18 protein-coding genes are annotated in these 14801 nt (G+C 65.3%); 12 read left to right on the forward strand and 6 right to left on the reverse strand.

Annotation, left to right across the window (positions count from 1 at the left end; all coding sequences use genetic code 11):
• Window positions 1-464: 464 nt before the first annotated feature.
• From L1F31_RS14490 to L1F31_RS14505, 4 genes are all read right to left on the reverse strand, one after another.
• Entirely contained in the window at window positions 465-1604 is a 1140-nt protein-coding gene (locus L1F31_RS14490; RefSeq protein WP_265417965.1) for an XdhC family protein, read from the reverse strand.
• A gap of 54 nt (window positions 1605-1658) precedes the next feature.
• Window positions 1659-2069 carry a DUF3224 domain-containing protein gene (locus L1F31_RS14495; protein WP_039206908.1) on the reverse strand — a complete coding sequence of 137 codons (411 nt, stop codon included), beginning with the start codon at window positions 2067-2069 and terminating at the stop codon, window positions 1659-1661.
• Between the two features lie 105 nt (window positions 2070-2174).
• Window positions 2175-3431 carry a phospholipase D-like domain-containing protein gene (locus L1F31_RS14500; protein WP_265417966.1) on the reverse strand — a complete coding sequence of 419 codons (1257 nt, stop codon included), beginning with the start codon at window positions 3429-3431 and terminating at the stop codon, window positions 2175-2177.
• Between the two features lie 37 nt (window positions 3432-3468).
• Entirely contained in the window at window positions 3469-3612 is a 144-nt protein-coding gene (locus L1F31_RS14505; RefSeq protein ID WP_167198715.1) for a GPGG-motif small membrane protein, read from the reverse strand.
• Between the two features lie 235 nt (window positions 3613-3847).
• On the opposite strand from L1F31_RS14505, the gene L1F31_RS14510 reads away from it, so the two are divergent.
• Window positions 3848-4951 (forward strand): FUSC family protein, encoded by a 1104-nt coding sequence (locus tag L1F31_RS14510; RefSeq protein WP_265417967.1) that lies wholly within the window; start codon window positions 3848-3850, stop codon window positions 4949-4951.
• A 45-nt stretch (window positions 4952-4996) separates the two neighbouring features.
• On the opposite strand, the gene L1F31_RS14515 is transcribed toward L1F31_RS14510, so the two are convergent.
• A complete protein-coding gene (locus L1F31_RS14515) occupies window positions 4997-5671 on the reverse strand; it encodes a hypothetical protein (RefSeq protein WP_265417968.1) in 675 nt (224 codons plus the stop codon).
• A 152-nt stretch (window positions 5672-5823) separates the two neighbouring features.
• Between L1F31_RS14515 and ku the strand changes: the two genes are divergently transcribed.
• From ku to L1F31_RS14545, 6 genes are all read left to right on the forward strand, one after another.
• On the forward strand, window positions 5824-6732 hold the full coding sequence (gene ku, locus L1F31_RS14520) for a non-homologous end joining protein Ku (RefSeq protein WP_167198724.1): 909 nt from the start codon (window positions 5824-5826) through the stop codon (window positions 6730-6732).
• 67 nt (window positions 6733-6799) lie between these two features.
• On the forward strand, window positions 6800-7216 hold the full coding sequence (locus L1F31_RS14525) for a ChaB family protein (protein ID WP_167201057.1): 417 nt from the start codon (window positions 6800-6802) through the stop codon (window positions 7214-7216).
• Window positions 7217-7340: 124 nt separating this feature from the next.
• Window positions 7341-7865 (forward strand): Dps family protein, encoded by a 525-nt coding sequence (locus L1F31_RS14530; RefSeq protein WP_167198727.1) that lies wholly within the window; start codon window positions 7341-7343, stop codon window positions 7863-7865.
• A gap of 74 nt (window positions 7866-7939) precedes the next feature.
• The gene (locus tag L1F31_RS14535) at window positions 7940-8185 is read left to right on the forward strand and encodes a hypothetical protein (RefSeq protein WP_265417969.1); all 246 of its coding nucleotides are present in this window, start codon (window positions 7940-7942) and stop codon (window positions 8183-8185) included.
• Entirely contained in the window at window positions 8182-9075 is an 894-nt protein-coding gene (locus tag L1F31_RS14540) for an SDR family oxidoreductase (protein WP_167198730.1), read from the forward strand. Before L1F31_RS14535 ends, L1F31_RS14540 begins: the two co-directional genes overlap by 4 nt.
• Window positions 9076-9125: 50 nt before the next feature.
• Window positions 9126-9407, forward strand: coding sequence for a DUF6480 family protein (locus tag L1F31_RS14545; RefSeq protein ID WP_167198733.1), 282 nt, complete (start codon window positions 9126-9128; stop codon window positions 9405-9407).
• Window positions 9408-9460: 53 nt separating this feature from the next.
• Here L1F31_RS14545 and L1F31_RS14550 read toward each other — a convergent pair whose 3' ends face one another.
• Window positions 9461-10036 (reverse strand): MarR family winged helix-turn-helix transcriptional regulator, encoded by a 576-nt coding sequence (locus L1F31_RS14550; protein ID WP_265417970.1) that lies wholly within the window; start codon window positions 10034-10036, stop codon window positions 9461-9463.
• A gap of 53 nt (window positions 10037-10089) precedes the next feature.
• Between L1F31_RS14550 and L1F31_RS14555 the strand changes: the two genes are divergently transcribed.
• From L1F31_RS14555 to L1F31_RS14575, 5 genes are read left to right on the forward strand one after another with little or no spacing between them, the layout of a single operon-like run.
• Window positions 10090-11130: a polyprenyl synthetase family protein gene (locus tag L1F31_RS14555; RefSeq protein WP_167198735.1), complete on the forward strand. Its 1041-nt coding sequence runs from the start codon at window positions 10090-10092 to the stop codon at window positions 11128-11130.
• Window positions 11127-12377 (forward strand): cytochrome P450, encoded by a 1251-nt coding sequence (locus L1F31_RS14560; RefSeq protein WP_265417971.1) that lies wholly within the window; start codon window positions 11127-11129, stop codon window positions 12375-12377. The genes L1F31_RS14555 and L1F31_RS14560 overlap by 4 nt, the downstream gene beginning before the upstream one ends.
• The gene (locus tag L1F31_RS14565; protein WP_167198742.1) at window positions 12374-12805 is read left to right on the forward strand and encodes a lycopene cyclase domain-containing protein; all 432 of its coding nucleotides are present in this window, start codon (window positions 12374-12376) and stop codon (window positions 12803-12805) included. The genes L1F31_RS14560 and L1F31_RS14565 overlap by 4 nt, the downstream gene beginning before the upstream one ends.
• Window positions 12802-13140, forward strand: coding sequence for a lycopene cyclase domain-containing protein (locus L1F31_RS14570; RefSeq protein ID WP_265417972.1), 339 nt, complete (start codon window positions 12802-12804; stop codon window positions 13138-13140). The genes L1F31_RS14565 and L1F31_RS14570 overlap by 4 nt, the downstream gene beginning before the upstream one ends.
• Window positions 13137-14801 (forward strand): FAD-dependent oxidoreductase, encoded by a 1665-nt coding sequence (locus L1F31_RS14575; protein WP_265417973.1) that lies wholly within the window; start codon window positions 13137-13139, stop codon window positions 14799-14801. Before L1F31_RS14570 ends, L1F31_RS14575 begins: the two co-directional genes overlap by 4 nt.

The following is a 14801-nucleotide window of genomic DNA, read 5'->3' on the forward strand; positions in this document are numbered from 1 at the left end:
GAGCTACACAGCCGTGTGGTCGCGTCCGCAAGTCTTTCTACCAGTGCGCTCGACGCAAGATGCGCGGCAGTGACGTCACAATGACGACGAAGTGATGCGGGCCCGTCCACGGCTTCCCCTTCTGGCCCCGGGCTATCCCCCGGGGCCAGACCATGTTCGGTTGAGATGAGAAACGAGGAGAACATGTTCGTCAGCTTCTTGGAGAAACTGTTGATTGTCTGGCCCTGGCACGCTCGAGCACTCGCTCGCGCACTTATCGGCAAGACTGCCACAGTCCGCCATCGCCCATGACTGAGCGATCATCGCATATGAATGCTTCCCAGCGCTCGTCATGAGTTGTAGTCCTGAAGGCGAGGTCGTGTCGCACGCCAGGGGCAGGCACTATGCGGAACAACAGAATGCTATGACTGACATATCGAAGTCGAATGCGAAGATGCAGCCAGCGACTGGCGACTCGTTTCGCCTCAGTGAAGAGGCGAATCTTCCCGTTCGTCGCTGAGGGGAACGACCTGTCGGCGGCCACCGCGTACAGCGAGGATCTCTGCGAGGATCGACACAGCCACCTCGGCGGGGGTGAACGTCTCCAGATGGAGACCGATCGGCGAATGCAACCGTGCCAGTGCTGGGCTCGCCACTCCCGCTTCGCGCAGCGCGGCGCGGCGGTCGCGGTCGCTGCGCCGCGAGCCCATCGCCCCGACGTAGGCCACGTCGAGGTCGAGTGCGACGGCCAGGGTGGGGATGTCGACCTTCGGGTCGTGGCTGAGGACGCAGATCATGCTCCGGGTGTCGAACTCACCGGTGGCGGCCGCTTCGGTGAGGAATCGGTGCGGCCAGGCCCGAACCACCTCGGCGCCGGGAAACGATGTCTGGTCGGCGAAGGACGGACGGGGGTCGCACACTGTGATGCGCAGTCCCAAGGGTCTGGCCGCTTCGACGAGGGCGAGACTGAAGGCGTTGGCTCCGACGACCAGCAGATGGGCCGGCTCGATGCGGGTCTCGACGAAGAGCTCGATCGGCTCGCTCCCGCCTTCCGGGGGCGCAAGGCGGATGCTGCCGGTGCGGCCGCTGCGGATAAAGGCCCCGACGCGCTGCGCGGCGGTCTCGACCACGTCTTCGGGTACCAGAGGACCGAGTCTGACAGCCAAGGATTCGGTGCTCGGCCCCGTGCTCTCATCCACAGCGCTGGCCGAGACAGCTGCCGCTGGGGCACAATCGTCATCGGCGGAAGGCAGGCGCATCACCACGGCTGTCGGTCCACTGTCCGATCGCAGACCGGGACAGCCTGAGCGGAAGGGCTGGATGAGCACGTCGATGCGGCCACCGCACATCAGACCGACGGCGAAGGCATCGTCATCGCTGTAGCCGAACCTCTGTACCGAGGAGTCCCCGGTGGCGAGCGCCTCCCGGCACGCCTCGAGCACGGCTCCTTCGACGCATCCTCCGGTGAGCGATCCGACGATGCTGCCGGCGGCATCGACGAGCATCGAGGTCCCCACCGGTCGCGGGACCGAACCCTCTGTCGCGATGACCGTCGCGACGGCGACATTCTGCGGCTCTTGCGAGTCGAAGAGCCGCGTCGCAGCGGCGGAGAGAACGTCGAGCATGGGCCGAGACTATACCGTCGGGAACCTCACCGACAGAGCCTTGACGCGAACGGACTATTCGGGCAGTTCGTACGTCAGCCAGACACGATGAGTGCCGTCGGCTTCGTTCCTCAGCCCACCGGTCCCAGTGATCCCAGCCAGATCTCCGGTGCCGCTCGACGGGATGATGACGAACGATTCGTTGTCCCTGTCCTCACCGGATGTCGTCGCGGAATGAGTGAAGTTGAAGGTGCCCGTGCGTTCGTGCAGGTTCCCTGCGAACGACTCCATGGCGACATAGCCGCCGACGTCGGTCGAATGATCCACCGCGTAGGTGAACAGCGTCGTCGAGTGCCCGCTGACTTCGCCGGTGAAATGCTTCTCCATCCGCGCGAGACCGACCGGCGTGGCCGTCGTCGGCGTCTCCTCGCGCGGAAGATCGATCGGGGTGAACGTCTCGACGGTGAATGCTCCTGATGCGTCCATGCATCTGCCCTCTCTGCTGGCAGGTCCTCTCGTCCACGGTACCCCGAAAATGATCGGGATGGGACCGCGCGCGAGGACAGGAGGGAAGAGTGCGGAAAGCCCGCGTCACAGCCAGGGGCGCATCGGCACGAGAGCGCGTTCAGCGAGTTTGGTCAGCCGGTGGCGGTTGAGCCACTCCGAACCGAGTTCGACACAGTGCATGGAGTCACTGTCGAAAACCTTCTCCATCTCGGCGGCGAATGCACGGTCGATGACTTCGACATTCGTCTCGTAGTTGAACGTCAACGACAGCCGGTCGATGTTCGCCGTACCCACCGTCGACCATTCGCCGTCGACAGTGGCGACCTTCGAATGGATCATGCTCGCGGTGTAGAGCAGAACCGTGACCTTCGAGTTGATCATCTGCTCGAAGAATCCGCGGGAGAGCCAATCGCCGAGGATGTGGTTGGACTCCTGCGGAACCATGACCCGCACGTCCACGCCGCGCTCCGCCGCCTCGACGAGAGAGTGCAGCAGCTGCTGGTCGGGAATGAAATAGGGTGTCGTCAGCCAGATCCGCTTCCGCGCACGGGCGAAGGCGTTGAGATACATACTGCGAATGGGATAGACGAGGTGGATCGGAAGATTCGCCGAGACCCGCAGCTTCGACTCCCAGGCCGCGGGCGGCACCCATGCGATCTGTTCGTCGGAGTCGTGGAACTCGTTCCACACTTCCGCGATGGTCTGCCGCAGACCCCAGGCTCCGGGGCCGACCGATCGCAGGTGGGTGTCGCGCCAGTGACGGGCGTAGAGAGAGCCGATGTTGAACCCGCCGACGAAGGCTACATCGTCGTCGATGACGAGGATCTTCGAATGGTTGAAACCCGAATGCCGCATCGGTCCCCGCCAAAACCTCCGCGCCACCGTCGGCAGACGCAGCACACGAACCTGCTCGAAGAGCTGATGGTAGAACGAGCTGGGCACCGACAGATTGGCGAAGCCGTCGTAGATGAGATGGACCTCCACACCGCGGGCCGATGCCGCGTTGAATGCGTCGATGAACCTCTGACCCACCTCGTCGTTCTTCCAGATGAACGTCTCCATGAGGATCGACTCGCGTGCGGAGCCGATCGCATCGAGCATGTCCTCGTAGAGAGTGGCACCATCGGTGTAGATGTCGAGCTCTGACTCTTCGACCGTCGAACTGAAGGTCCCCGGTCGCGGAGCAGCGCGCGTCTTTCGTCCCCGCTTCTGGATGAGGTCGATGGCCATCGAAGCTGCGACGGTCGTCGGCACTGCGCCGACGAGGCCGACTACCGCCCAGGGCACGATTCGCCGCAGACGGTCGACCTGGCGGAGGGAAGGATTTCTCAGCGGAGACATCCGCTCACTCTATCCCCTTCCGTCCCGTCCGCCTGTCTCAGGTGAAGATGCTCACTCCCCCGGGCCCGACGAGGCAGCCCACGACGATGAGCACGACTCCCCAGAGTATCTGTTTCCTGAAGAGGGCAGCGATACCGGAGACGACGAGCAGCGCTGCGATGATCCAGAGAATGACAGCCACGGGTACTCCTTCATTCGTTGATTGCGAAGTTCGCTTACCGGCAACCGGTTCGCCTTCGAAAAGCCAATCTAACACCGCTTCGCTGACCTGGCAGGACGGCGACGGTGCCTCAGCAGGTGGAACCGGGAACGACACTCCCGGCAAGCGAATCCGATGGAAGAGCGTGCGAACCACCCCCGTACACTGTTGCCGAAGCTGAACTGTTCTGACCGGACTTCGAGGCGAGGAGCCAGCCATGCCCCATGATCGCTCACAGGAGGGATATCTCCGGCAGCCGGAGTTCGTCACCGACCTGCTGCAGATCGCCAAGGGCGTGATCGCCGCCACCGGCGCCTGGTGGGTCTCTGACGCCGTGCTTGACAGTCAGATGCCGTTCCTTGCTCCGTGGACGGCGCTGCTGACGGTCCACGCCACCGTCTACCGGTCGTTCTCTCGAGGGGTGCAGACGACGATCGCGTCGACGATCGGCGTGGGCGTGTCCTTCCTCATCGGCAACTACCTCGGTGTCGGTCTCTGGACTTTCGCTCTGGCGATGTTCGTCGGTCTGGCCGGTGCCCGCCTGTCGTGGATCCGCGACGAAGGAGTGGCGATCGCGACGACGGCGATCTTCATCCTCGGCTCGGGATTCGACTCCCAGCAGCCTCTGCTCGTCGACCGTCTCCTCGAACTCGCCCTCGGGGTGGCAGTCGGCCTCGCAGTCAATCTCCTCATGGTCCCGCCTCTGCGGGACCGACAGGCGGCTCGCTATATCGACAGCGTCAACCGGCAGATGGGCGAAGTGCTCACAGACATGTCGGACCAGTTCTCTCGCTCCTGGGACTCGGATGCCGCCCAGGAGTGGTTCGAACGGACTGAGGCCATGAGCCGAGAGCTCGAATCGGCGTGGCAGACCGTGCGATTCGCCCGTGAAAGCCGACGCATCAATCCCCGCACAGCGATCCGGGCCAAGAGACTGCGACGCCGGGCAGACACAGCCGACTCCGCAGAGAAGGAAAGCTACGAGAACATCCTGTTCAGAGCCGACGAAGGCATCTCCCACCTGCGGAACCTCGCCCGCACTCTCCGTGAAGCCTCCTCATCCGAAAGAGAATGGAACACCTGGTTCCGCGATGAGTGGACGTCGATCGTCGCCGAGGCCGGACGGTCCATCGCCGATCCCGATGCCGAGGTCGAACCGATCTTCGACCGTCTCCAACAGCTGTCGACCGATATCTCCCAGGATCGGTCGCTTCCAGAGATTACGTGGCCGATCTACGGCTCACTCATCACGAGCCTGCGCCATATCGTCGTCATCGTCGACGATGTCGCCTCGGCGCGCAGCGCACGGGAATCCGACTGACCCCGACTCCCTGGGCACGTACGCGCGGGTCTGAGCCCGAAGAGCTCAGGCCTCTGCCTCGTCGTCGGTGTCGCGGCGTTCGCGGCGTTCGCTTTCGCGCTTGCTGTACGTTGCTCGCCGAATCTCATCGTCGCTGTCGAAGTTGGAGCCGAGTGCTCCGGCCAATGTGCCCAGACAAGCCGCCAACCACGCAAGCCTCGGATAGTTGAAGAAGCTCACGGAATGCATGAGTTCGGAACCGAGCTGGCCATCATCGACGACGACCAGTCCCAGTGCGAACAAAAAGGCGAACAGGACCAGGAACATCAGGGCCACGCTGGTACCCACCATGATGACCGTGGTGGTGTTGTCCAGCCCGCCCTGCCATGCGTACACCGCATCGCGCCGCTTGGTCCAGAGGCGATTGCGGAAGATCAGCCAGAAGGTCAGCGCCGCGATGACGAGCAGACCGATCAGGAGCAGACGCGCCGGATGCAGGGAATCGGCCAATGTCCACATCGAACTGTAGAAGACACCGAATGTGCCCACGGCCGCCGCCGCGGCGATGGAGGTGGTCAGCGCGGGCAGCATCCGCCCGGGCCGGTTGCTGCGCACCATTCCTGTCAGCAGCCGCAGCCGGTTGAGCCATCCGGGCATCACGATGTATGCGGTGTCATCCCGTCCCAGACCGGGGTCACCGCGGTCCCCACGCGCACTTCTGAGTTTCGCGATCGATCGCACGGAGTCCTCCAACGAGCTCTGTCTCGTCTTCTCCTGCGTCGAGAAGATGAGCGCAACCACCAGATTGCGCGGGGCTGGTGCCTGCTCCCTACATTTCCCGGGTCGGCCTGAGGGGGCTAGCCAGTGCTCGAAACCTGCGTTTCAATGGGGTCATGAGAGCTATCTGGACCGGATCCATCGCCTTCGGCCTCGTGAATGTGCCCGTGAAGCTGTACTCGGCCACGGAGAACCACGACGTGCGAATGCATCAGGTCCACAAGAAGGACGGAGGGCGGATCCGCAATCAGCATCACTGCGAGGAATGCGGGAAGACCGTCGAGTACGACGACATCGATAAGGCTTTCGACGACGGCGAGCACCGCGTGGTCCTCACCAGTGAGGACTTCGAGGCTCTTCCGGCAGAGGACAACGACGATATCGACGTCCTGCAATTCGTGCCCAGCGACGAGATCGACCCCATCATGCTCGAGAAGGCCTACTTCCTCGAGCCGACGTCGAAGACGCCGAAGGCCTACCTCCTGTTGCGTAAGACGCTCGAGGACACCGAGCGGACCGCGATCGTCAAGCTCACTCTGCGCACCCGTACGCGTCTGGCCGTGTTGCGGGTCTGCGGAAAGGTCCTCATGATCCAGACCCTGCGCTGGGCCGATGAGATCCGCGACGTCGACTTCAAGGGCGTGAACTCGAAGGCGAAGATCTCGGACAAGGAACTCGAGATGTCGGAGAAGCTCGTCGAGTCCTACTCCGAGGACTTCACCCCCGAGGAGTTCAGCGACGACTACCAGGTCGAGTTGCGCAAACTCATCGACGCGAAGATCGAATCCGGCGAGAGCCTCGACATCGAGAAGACCTTCGACGAGGAAGACTCCGAGGAGGACACCGGAGGCGATGTCATCGACCTCATGGAGGCGCTGCGCAAATCCGTGGACAGTTCGCGGTCGGCGAAGAAGGGGACGCCGGGCAAGAAGTCGAATGCGAAGAAGACCTCGTCGAAGAAGTCGAGCGCGAAACCGAAGAAGTCGACGGCGAAGAAATCGGCCCCGAAGAAACGCACCGGATGAAGTGCAACCTCAGCCAACCTTGCAGAAACCTCTGGCCATGAACGACACGATAGGAGAAGTTCACACCATGCCGAAGACGACGAAGACAGGAAAGCCGAAGGAGACCGAGCTGCCCTCGACGCTGGAGAAGTCGAGCAAGAAGGCGCAGCGGACCTTCGCCAAGGCCTACGACTCGGCCATCGACCAATACGGAGACGAGAAGCGCGCTCACCAGGTCGCCTACGACGCTCTCAAACACAGCTATGAGAAGGTCGGCGACAAGTGGGAGGCGAAGGACTCCTCCGGCCCGTCGGACGCTCAGAGCTCCGGTGGCAAGAACACCGACCGCAAGACCGCCGGCGGAGTCGACGCGAAAGCCTCGAAGGAGCACCTCTACGAGCAGGCGAAGAAGCTGAAGATCTCGGGACGTTCGTCGATGACGAAGAAAGAACTCGTCGACGCACTCGAGAAGGAGAGCAAGCGCAAGACGAAGCAGAACTCCTGACACCGACCCGAAGCGGCGAAAACGAAGCGGCATGGAGAGTTCTTCCGGCGGCCGAACACCGAGACTACCGTGAGGATCTCCGTCCCGCTGTCCCGACAGACGCACAAACAGAGATCGGAGCACCATGACAGACACAGTCACCGTTCCCGAACCGCACGGATCCGAAGACACCCGGAGGGAGAACGCCGAGAGGGGATTCGTCGCACCCGAGTCGCTGACGAAGAACCTGCAGAACGTCCTCGTCGACTTCATCGCCCTCAGCCTGGTCGCCAAACAGGCGCACTGGAACATCGTGGGCACGAACTTCCGAGATCTCCATCTCAACCTCGACGAGGTGACGACAGTGGCCCGCAACGGCAGCGACGCCCTCGCCGAACGGATGAGGGCACTGCACGGTTCGCCCGACGGACGGCCCGCGGTCATCGCCGCGCAGACCGATCTGGCGACGTTCCCGGCCGGAGAGATCACCACCCACGATGCGATCGACCACGTCGTGGACGCGATCGAGACGACGGTCGGCAGCATGCGCACCTGCCACGACGAGGTCGACTCCGCCGACCCGACGACCGCGGATCTGTTCCACGAATACATCGCCCAGCTCGAACAGCAGGCCTGGTTCATCAGCGCCGAGACGCGCCGGCCGAGCTGAGGCCGCCCCCGCGGTGGAGGCACAGCCGCCCCGGCAGCGGTGCCGATGACTCACCCACCAGCAAGGAGATTCCCATGTCCGTCTGCGACACCTGCGGAAACGACTACGAACAGACATTCACCCTGTCATTCGGAAACGACTCGTGGACATTCGACAGCTTCGAATGCGCGATCCATAAGGCCGCACCCACTTGCGAACACTGCGGATGCCGCATCCTCGGCCACGGTGTCCATGACGGCCAAGCGCTGTTCTGCTGCTCGCACTGTGCGCGCGAGGCAGGACATACAGAGGCCACCGACGACAAAGGAGGAATACGATGAGCGACCAGCTGACCTTCCAGGATCCCACCACTCGCTTTCCCGACATCTCACCGCCGAAGCAGGATCAGCCCGAACCGGGACTCGACGCGGAACTCATCCCCGGCACGGATCGCGGTGAGGACAGCTACACCGGCACAGGCAGGCTCCGCGGCCGCAGGGCGCTGATCACCGGCTCGGACTCCGGCATCGGATCCGCCGTCGCGATCGCCTTCGCCCGTGAGGGAGCCGATGTCGCTCTGTCCTATCTGCCCGCCGAGGAGGAGGATGCCCAGCACGTCTGCGAAGTCATCCGCCAGGCCGGCCGCAAGGCCGTGCCTCTCCCGGGAGACCTGTCCGATCCCGAGTACTGCCGCGAAGTGGTCCGCCGGGCGGCAGAGGAACTGGGCGGGCTCGATGCGGTGGTCAACAATGCCGGCCGACAGATCGCCGTCGAAGACATCGCCGACCTCACGGACGAGCAGTGGGAGGACACATTCCGGACGAACATCCACGCGATGTTCCGGGTCTCCCAGGCCGCGCTCGAGCATCTCGAGCCTGGGTCGACGATCGTCAACAGCACCTCCGTGCAGGCGTATTCGCCGTCCGCCCACCTCATCGACTATGCGTCGACGAAAGCGGCGATCAACAACTTCACGAAGGGACTGGCCACTCAGCTGGCTCCGAAGGGCATCCGAGTGAATTCCGTGGCACCGGGGCCGATCTGGACCCCGCTGCAGGTCTCCGACGGCCAGCCGAAGGAGGCGCTGCCGCACTTCGGCAAGAACACTCCGCTGGGACGGGCAGGGCAGCCGACAGAGCTCGCACCTGCGTACGTCTTCCTCACCTCGTCGGAGTCGAGCTACGTGATCGGTGAGACCCTCAACGTCAACGGCGGCCAGCCCACCCCGTGAGCAACCGCTCCAGGATGGTCACCGCGGCCCCGCGCCCCGAAGGAGACCTGATGAGTTCACACGATGACAAACAGCCGAAACCGAACACCGACCGGCACGGCACCGGCAATCCCAACCTCGACCCGGGCCCAGCCGGCGACCCCGACCTCGATGAGGGCGGAAGCGTCCGACCAGGTGCGACTCCTCCTGAGTCGCACTCGGCGACCGCCTCGCCGCCTCACCCTCCGGCGTCGCGGCCCCCGAAGACGAAATGGGTGATCGTCGGAATCAGTTGCCTGCTGGCGATCATGATCTTCTTCTTCGTCGCCTATATCGTCGGGGTCTTCGGCTGATCCGACCGCAGCGAAGACTCAGGGACGGTGAGAGGAACGGGAACAGCCCGGTCCTAATCACGGTCCTGCGTCGACCGTCCGCTCCCGTCATCAGCCAGTACGCCCTGCGGGCAGTCGGCTTCGGTCATGGCAGAGAAGAACCGCAGCACGGTCTGGCGCTCCCGGCTGTTCAGGGCCGCGATCACGTCGAAGCGACGGGCATGCTGGCGACCCACCGACTCGTGCGCTGCCTGCGCGGTCTCCTCTGTCACCTCGACGCTGGTGGTGCGCCTGTCGTGGGGGTGGGGAACCCGGATCAGGTGCCCACCGGCGACGAGGCGATCGACGAGCTTCGTCGTCGAGGCGCTGGAGATCCCGACGGCAGCAGCGATGTCCTTGGGAGTGACGATGAGCCCCTGGCGCTGCGCGCGGATGAGCAGGCGGATGGTGCGCATATCGCTGTCGTTGAGCTGCATATACCGCCGCGACGCCTCGGCGAGGTCGCGTTCGGCCTCGTGCCACTGCCGCAGGGCCTCCATCAGCGCGGTGCACTCCGCGATCTCGGATTCGGACAGGGCCGAGCGATCGGAGAACTCCGATTCATTCGAAAAGTAGGTCAGCCCAGCTGCCTTCGAGTCTGCGGACGGCACGCTGACAGCATACCGCTGACGTGTTAGATTGAACTCTCGCCTGGCTAAAGAAATTGGAGAGCGTCCTGACCGTCGAATCCCGCCTCGTCGAAGTCCTCGCCGCTGCTCGGCGACGCTCTCGAGTCCGCACCCAGCAGTACGAACAGCTCTGGGAAGCGCTGTCGAGGATGGCGTTGGGCGGAAAGATGATCAGGCCCCGCCTGCTCATCGATGCCCATGAGGGCCTGGGAGGCACGGCAACGCAGGCCGCGACGGACGCCGCCGGCGCGATGCAGCTGCTGCACATCGGCCTGATCATCCACGATGATGTCATCGACAACGACACCGTCCGGCGAGGAGAGATGAACATCACCGGTCAGTTCTCCTCCGAGGCCATGCTCCTCGGAGCCACGAGCGCCGCAGCGCAGACGTGGGGGATCTCCTCGTCCCTGCTCGCCGGTGACCTCATGCTCAACGAGGCCCAGTCCCTCCTGGCGCGCCTCGACCTCGAGGCGCCGCGCAGACTCGCGATCCTCGACATCTACGATGAGACGATCGCCGAGAGCGTCGCTGGAGAACAGTCCGACGTGTGGCTGAGCCTCCACCTCGACGAGGCCGACTCCGGTGACGTGCTCACGATGATCGGACGCAAGACCGCCGCCTACTCATTCGAAGCCCCGCTGTCCATCGCCGCGGTCCTCGCCGGAAGCGACGACAGCCTGGTCGAGCGGCTGCGCGCCATCGGCCGCCGCATCGGCATCGTCTATCAGCTCAGGGACGATGTCCTCGGGCTCTTCGGCGATGAGCACGAGACCGGCAAATCCGTACTCAGCGACCTCCGAGAAGGCAAGGAGACCCTGCTCATCAACACGGCCCGAACCCATTCGGCCTGGTCCCAGGTCGCCCATCTCTTCGGCGATCGGGGCCTCGACGCCGAGGGTGGCCTCCGGCTGCGGCAGGCCATCGAGGAGTCCGGGGCGAGGGCATACGTCGAATCGATGATCGCCGAGCACTGCAAGACCATCGCCGGGCTCATCGCCGAGGCGGAGCTGCCGCAGGCGCTTGCCGGCAGACTCGCGGACCTCACCTCCGCCTGCAGTCTGAGGTGCGCATGAGCGGGGCCGATCGGCACCGTCCGAGCCGGCTGGCGGCACCCGGCGACGAGCCGGCCGGCCCCCCGGTCGAGCAGGTGCCACTCGAACACGGTCCCGACCTCTGGCGCATCCGCTCCTTCGACGCCGCCCGCCAGGTGCTGCGGGCCCGACACCTCACGACTCAAGCCGGATTCACCGCGGAGCGGATTCCTCGCGGCATCTTCCGCCGCCACCCGATCCTCATCTCCGACGGGGAGTCCCATGACTCGCAGCGCCGAGAGCTCGCCCGATTCTTCGCCCCCGCTGTGATCGCCGACAGGTACGGCGAGCGCATCGATGCTCTCGCGCAGGACACGGTCGGCCGGGTTGCCGAGACCGGCCGGTGCCGCCTCGACGAGGTGGCTCTGCACTTCTCCGTGGCCGTGACCTCCGAAGTCGTGGGACTGACCGAATCCTCCATCGCGGGCATGTCGCGGCGGCTCGAGGGATTCTTCACCCAGCCGCCGGTCGACCTCGCCGCCCCCGGTTGGGGCCGGACCCGGAAGCAGTGGCTGCAGGCCGCGGTCAACGGCCTCGTCCCGATCGTCCGGTTCTACCTCGCCGACGTCCGACCGGCGCTTCGGGCCCGACGCCGCAGGCAGCGCGATGACGTCCTGTCCCATCTCATCGGGGCCGGACACAGCACGTCGGACATCCTCGTCGAGTGCGTCACCTACGGCACGGCCGGGATGGTCACCACCCGCGAATTCATCACCATGGCGTGCTGGCACCTGCTCTCAGACGGCGAGCTCGGGGCGGAGTACCTCGCGGCCGACCGGCCTCGCCGGTTGGAGATCCTCGAGGAGATCATCCGCCTCGAACCGGTCGTCGGCCACCTCTTTCGACGCACTCAGGCCGACATCGAGGTCACGGCACCGGATCGCACCGTGACGATCCCCGCCGGGGACCTCATCGACGTCTGCGTCCGCGCGACGAACACCGATGAAGAGGCGATGGGATCCGAGCCGCATTCCCTGTGCCCCGTGCGGCACACCGCAGAAGCCGTCCCGGCGGTCGGCATGAGCTTCAGCGACGGTGCGCACAAGTGCCCGGGGCAGTCGCTGGCGCTGTTCGAGACCGATGCCCTCGTCCATCGCCTGTTCGACCGCGGCCCGCGACTGGTCGCCGAGCCGGAGATCGGCTGGGACAGCGTCATCTCGGGCTACCGGCTGCGTGGACTCCAACTGGCCTTCGACGAGTGCTCCGGCCCGGAGAGGAGACTGTCGTGAGCGCCTTCGAGTATCTGCTCCTCATGGGTGCCTGCGTCCTCATCACCCTGCCGCTGGAGCTGTTCTTCCGGGCTCGGGTGTACCGTCGGTGGAGAACCGTGCTGTGGGCGCTCGTGCCCGTCATCGTCGTCTTCTGCCTCTGGGACGTCGTCGCTATCGCCCGTGACCATTGGGTGTACAACCCGCGATTCGTCACCGGCATCCACCTCGGCAACCTCCCGCTCGAGGAGCTCGTGTTCTTCATCGTCATCCCCCTGTGCGCCCTGCTCAGCTATGAGGCGGTCGGCACGGTGCTCACGGCGGTGCGCAAGCGCACCCGGCCGGGAAGCCTGCCCCGGCAGGACAGTCCACCCCGGCCCGCAATCCAGTCCCGGCCACACGAGCGCACCGACCGGCCGCCCGAATCCGAAGGAGGCGGCGAACGATGAGCGTGCCCGAGTACACGATCATGACCGTCGTCGGAATGATCCTCGTCGTCGGCCTCGAGCTGTTCGTCTTCCGCTCAGGCATCTTCCGCCGGGCGAAGTACTGGGCGGCGCTGAGCATCTGCCTGGTCTTCCAGTGCTTCGTCGACGGCTGGCTGACGAAGCTCTCTGACCCCATCGTCATCTACAATCCGCAGGGTCTGAGTGGTATCCGGTTCCCGTGGGACATCCCGATCGAGGACTTCGGCTTCGGCTTCGCCATGATCACCGCCGTCCTCATGCTCTGGCAGTGGCGCCTGAACAGGCACGCTGCGTCCACCGGAGAGGAGAGCACATGAACCGCCGCGCCTCCCAGCTACGCCCCCGCGACCGGCACGCGATCCTCAACCCCTCCCACCCGGGACGTCCGCGTCTGCTGCGGCCCAAGCGGGTGACCGTCGTCGGCGGCGGCATCGCCGGACTGGCCGCGGCCGCGGTCCTCGCCGAGCACGGCGTGAGTGTGCACCTGGTCGAGGCCGAATCCAGCCTCGGTGGACGGGTCCGGGCCTGGAGCCTCGACGGGGACCGGTCGATGAGCCGCGGATTCCATGCCTTCTTCCGCCAGTACTACAATCTCCGCAGCCTGCTCGCACGCGCCGATCCCGGCCTCGACCGTCTGGTCCCGGTCACGGACTATCCACTCGTGGGTCGGGACGGTCTGCGCGACTCCTTCGCCCGGATTCCCCGGACTCCCCCGCTCAGTCTCGCGGGATTCGTGCTCACCAGCCCGTCCTTCCCGCTGCATGGTCTGGCCGACGTCGACCTGACGACGGCATTCGAACTCATCGACGTCGACTTCCCGGACTCCTATCGACGCTACGACGGAGAGTCGGCCGAGCAGTTCCTCGACCGGCTGCGGTTCCCGGTCGGGGCGCGGCATCTCGCGCTCGAGGTCTTCGCCCGCTCTTTCTTCGCCCACCCCGCGGACTTCTCCGCCGGGGAGCTCGTCGCGATGTTCCACACGTACTTCACGGGCTCCGCCGAAGGGCTGCTCTTCGACGTCCCCGACGACGACTACGACACCGCACTGTGGTCGCCCCTGAGCGAATACCTCGCCGAGGCTGGGGTGCGGATCGAGACCGACACCGCGGTCACCGCGCTCCGCCCACGGGACAGTGCGGGTAGGTGGCGCGCCGAGACGACGAGCGGGACGCTCGAGAGCGATGCGCTCGTGCTCGCCGCTGATCCGCGGAGCACTCGGACGCTGCTGGCCGGACTCGAGGACTCGGTCGACACCGACGCGCTCGGACACGCACCCGGCTCACCGGCCGCAGGCACGGAGACTCGAGAGCGGTGGCTGAGCAGCGTCACCTCGCAGCGGAACGCCCCGCCGTTCGCGGTGCTCAGACTGTGGCTGCAAGACGAGGTGGATCGGAGCCGCCCGGCCTTCCTCGGCACGACCGGCTATGCGCTGCTCGACAACATCTCGATCCTCGAACGCTTCGAGGCCGGGGCCGAGAGATGGCGGCATACGCACGGCGGTTCCGTCGTCGAACTCCACGCCTATGCGCTCGGCACCGCGCATCGAGGCGGCGCGCGAGCGATGATCGAGTCCGAAGACGTCGACCGGGAAGCCGTGACACGCCAACTGCTGGCCGACCTCCACGCTGTCTACCCAGAGACAGCCGACATCGCCATCACCGCCCAGGAGCTGCTCATCGCCGATGACTGCGCACTGGCCGACACGCGGCCGCACGACGACCGCCCCGGGGTCACCACCGCGTTTCCCGGGCTGGTGCTCGCCGGGGATTCGATCCGCTGTGAGGCACCTGTGGCGCTCATGGAACGCGCGGCGACGACGGGGTTCATGGCCGCGAACGAACTGCTCGCCGGTTGGCGGGTGGAGGGAACCGAGATCTGGTCGCCGCCTCGGCGCGGTCTGCTCCGCCGGGGTCTCCTCGGCGCACTGCGCAGGAGTGGGGCAACGGGGCCCAGGCGAGGAGCAGGCACCGGGCGCTGA

Origin of the sequence: Brevibacterium spongiae, assembly GCF_026168515.1 — a bacterium.
Classification (GTDB): Bacteria; Actinomycetota; Actinomycetes; order Actinomycetales; family Brevibacteriaceae; genus Brevibacterium; species Brevibacterium spongiae.